Here is a 3,341-nt window from a genome sequence, read left to right on the forward strand (position 1 = left end):
GCGTCCAGGTCGGGTTGTCGTCGCGGCCGTAGGAGTACGGGCCCGTCACCTCGCCGGGCAGGTGGAAGTGCGCCGCGAACACCGGCCCCGGCAGGGTCGGCTCGTGCTTGACCGGCTCGGGCAGCCCCGCCCGCACCGCGCGCGTGCCGTCGCCGGTGCGGCCCTCGTCTTTCCTGGCGTCGCTCATGCGGCCCGTCCTCCCAGCTCTTCCCGTACGGCGGCGAGCAGCCCGGTGCTCGCCGCCTCCACCATCTCAAGGCACTCCTCGAAGCCGTCCCGGCCCCCGTAGTACGGGTCCGGTACGTCGAGGTCGTCGCCGGCGGCGGGGTCATAGGAACGGAGCAGCCGGATCTTGCGGGCGTCCTCCGCGGTGGGCGCCATGCGGCGCAGCGCTCGGAGGTGGCCGGTGTCGAGGGCTATCACGAGATCGAGCCGGGTGAACCACGACGGCAGGAACTGGCGGGCCGTGTGCTCGCCGTCGTAGCCGTGCTCCTCCAGGACCGAAACGGTGCGCGGATCAGCCGGTTCGCCCTCGTGCCAGCCGCCGGTGCCGGCGCTGTCGACCGCCACCCGGCCCTCCAGCCCGGCCTGCGCCACGCGCGCGCGGAAGACGGACTCGGCCATCGGGGAGCGGCAGATGTTGCCGGTGCACACGAAACAGACGCGGTAGGTCATGGCGTGTTCAGTCCTCGTCGGGCAGGACGATGTGCAGTGCCCAGGAGACGACGGAGATGATCAGACCGCCGAGCACGGCCGTCCAGAACCCCTCCACGTGGAAACTCAGGTGGAGCTTGCCGCACACCCAGGAGGTCAGCAGCAGCATCAGCGCGTTCACGACCAGCGTGATCAGGCCCAGCGTCAGGATGAACAACGGGAAGGTGAGCACCTTCACGATCGGCTTGACCAGCCAGTTCACCAAGCCGAAGATCAATGCGACGACGATCAGGGTGCCGGTCTTCTTGGCGGTGCTGTCGCCGGTCAGGGTGATCTTGTCGAGCAGCCACACCGCGACCGCCAGCGCGCCCGCGTTGGCCACCGTCTTGACTAGGAAATTCTTCATGTGTCTGATCGTGGCAGACCGGGACGGCAGCGAGCAGTGAGGCGAGGGCGACAGCAGCGATGAAGGCATTCCGGCTGGACGAACTGGAGGCGGAGCGTGCCGCCAACGAGGGTGCCTACCTGCAGTTCCTGCGCGAGCGGAACATGTCGGTCGGCCTCTACGCGCTGGACGCGGGCGAGCACGACCCGCAGCGGCCGCACGGCCAGGACGAGGTGTACTTGGTCGTCAGCGGCCGGGCCTCGATCACGGTCGGTCTGGAGACGACCCAGGTGGCGCGGGGCAGCGTCGTGTACGTGCCCGCCGGAGTCGCCCACAAGTTCCACCACATCAGCGAGGACCTCAGGGTGCTCGTGGTGTTCTCTCCGCCCGAGGCGTGAGACCGCGGCTCAGGGTTCCCTAGGGGACAGGTCAGGGGACGGCAAGGGATGCGAGACCCCCGCAACGCCCCTGCGCGGCCCTAGCATCGAAAGCGGACATCGACACCGACGAGACGCAAAGGACGAGGGCGATGCGAGAGATCTTCGCGGGACTGCCGTGGTGGGTGAAGTGGGTCGCGGTGCCGGTCATCGCCCTGGTCGTGTTCGGCAGCCTGATAGCGAGCGTGGTCGGATTCGTCATCGGCCTGCTGTTCAAGGTGCTGGTCTTCGTCGCCCTGGTCGGCGGACTGATCTACATCGTGCGCAAGTTCATGGCGAACTCGGCCTCCCGCAGCGACTGGTGAGGCGCCCGGGAGCCCGTCACCCGTGACGGGAGCACCGGTTCCCTCGGGGGAGGGAAGTTTCCCCGGGAGCCGTCTGCGCGCGGTGGCAGACGGTTAAAGTCCGGAACTCCCCACGGGATCCGGCCCCGTGGGTGGCGCAGACCCCCTCCGTGCCTCGTCGGCACGGGCTGCCCCTCGCGCTCCGGGAGTGACTCTTGGCCACGGTCGACACCGCACCGGCAGATCCCCGCACACCGCCCGTCCCCTCGCGCTCGTGCGCGTCCCCCGTTCAGCGGCCCTCCCCCGTGGCCGTCCCCGGCCAGCCGCACGCGGCGGACGTCTCCGGCGGCGCCCCGCAACCCGCGGACCGCTCCGCACCACCGCCCACGGGCGGCGCCGGAGCACCGTCCGCGAACTGCTCCGAACCGCCATCCGCGAACCGTTCCGGACCACTGTCCGTGAGCCGCTCCGGACCACCGCGCGGCGCCACCCGGCCCGGGCCACCGGCGGGGGCCGCACCCCCCACCACGCTCATCGGGTCCGTGCAGCGCGCCATGCGCCTGCTGGAGACCGTCGCCGGCCACGCGTACGGCGCGACCGCCAAACAGCTCGCCCGCGAGACCGGCCTGGCGCTGCCCACGGCGTACCACCTGCTGCGCACTCTGGTGCACGAGGGTTATCTGAGCCGCGAGAAAGGGTTGTTCTTCCTCGGAGACGCGGCGGAACGGCTGGGCCGCAGCGGAGCACAGCAGAAACGTCGCAGCACCGTGGCGGACACGCTGGCGCACTGGCGCGATTCCATCGGCGTACCGATGTACTACGCGTTGTACCGGGACGGCGAGATCGAGGTCATGTGCGTCTCCGCCTCCCGTCAGGCGCCGGCGGTGGAGGAGTGGGCCGACTTCCGCGAGACGGGCCACGCGCACGCCATCGGCCAGTGCCTGCTGTCCCAGTTGGACGAGGACGCGCGGCGCGACCACCTCGCCCGGTACCCCGTGCAGCCCGTCACGCCGTACACCGTGCGGGACAACGACGCGCTGCTCCGGCGGCTGGCCCGGACGCGGCGCATGGAACCGGTGGTCGAGCGCCAGGAGTACGCGGTCGGCACGGTCTGCGCGGCGGTCCCGATCACGGTCGGTGCCACTGCGGCCACCCTGGCGCTCTCGCTCCCCGCCCACCAGGCCGACCGGCTGCTGCCCGCGGCGCACCGGCTCCAGGCGGAGATCTGGCGGCACCTGGGGGCGCTGACCCTCTCTATCAGTATTTGAAAACTCACTCCTTGTGATCTCTTGTGTACGTTGAGCTAAATTTGACCACGGTCAGAGGGATCAATCCCGGCCAGTCGACGTCATATGACGGGGTAGGCGATGCGCGAGTCGGTACAGGCAGAAGTCATGATGAGCTTTCTCGTGTCGGAGGAGCTCTCCTTCCGCATCCCGGTGGAGTTGCGCTACGAGACCAGTGATCCCTACGCCGTACGGCTCACCTTCCATCTGCCCGGTGACGCCCCGGTGACGTGGGCCTTCGGACGGGAGCTCCTGATCGACGGGGTCGGCCGCCCGTGCGGGGAGGGGGATGTCC

Annotated in this window: 6 protein-coding genes and 1 pseudogene; 4 read left to right on the forward strand and 3 right to left on the reverse strand. The window is 69.9% G+C overall.

Features of this window, described 5'->3' with window-relative positions:
• The 3 genes and pseudogenes from IE312_RS41975 to IE312_RS26795 form a co-directional block, all read right to left on the reverse strand.
• A pseudogene (locus IE312_RS41975) lies at positions 1-187 on the reverse strand (cystathionine gamma-lyase); the annotation flags it as partial.
• Positions 184-675, reverse strand: a complete 492-nt coding sequence (locus IE312_RS26790) for a low molecular weight protein-tyrosine-phosphatase (protein ID WP_189984890.1) — start codon at positions 673-675, stop codon at positions 184-186. The gene IE312_RS26790 and the pseudogene IE312_RS41975, both read right to left, overlap by 4 nt.
• 7 nt (positions 676-682) lie before the next feature.
• Positions 683-1,060: a phage holin family protein gene (locus tag IE312_RS26795; protein WP_189984891.1), complete on the reverse strand. Its 378-nt coding sequence runs from the start codon at positions 1,058-1,060 to the stop codon at positions 683-685.
• Positions 1,061-1,119: 59 nt separating this feature from the next.
• On the opposite strand from IE312_RS26795, the gene IE312_RS26800 reads away from it, so the two are divergent.
• The 4 genes from IE312_RS26800 to IE312_RS41980 all read left to right on the forward strand — a co-directional run.
• Complete coding sequence (locus tag IE312_RS26800; RefSeq protein WP_189984892.1) at positions 1,120-1,437, forward strand: cupin domain-containing protein; 318 nt, start codon at positions 1,120-1,122, stop codon at positions 1,435-1,437.
• A 131-nt stretch (positions 1,438-1,568) separates the two neighbouring features.
• Complete coding sequence (locus tag IE312_RS26805; RefSeq protein WP_189984893.1) at positions 1,569-1,781, forward strand: DUF5326 family protein; 213 nt, start codon at positions 1,569-1,571, stop codon at positions 1,779-1,781.
• A 521-nt stretch (positions 1,782-2,302) separates the two neighbouring features.
• Positions 2,303-3,028: an IclR family transcriptional regulator gene (locus IE312_RS26810; RefSeq protein ID WP_440862369.1), complete on the forward strand. Its 726-nt coding sequence runs from the start codon at positions 2,303-2,305 to the stop codon at positions 3,026-3,028.
• 99 nt (positions 3,029-3,127) lie between these two features.
• A partial coding sequence (locus tag IE312_RS41980) for an SsgA family sporulation/cell division regulator (protein ID WP_229900473.1) occupies positions 3,128-3,341 on the forward strand: 214 nt, incomplete at its 3' end.

It is taken from the genome of Streptomyces capoamus (assembly GCF_014654935.1).
In the GTDB taxonomy this organism is placed as follows: domain Bacteria; phylum Actinomycetota; class Actinomycetes; order Streptomycetales; family Streptomycetaceae; genus Streptomyces; species Streptomyces capoamus.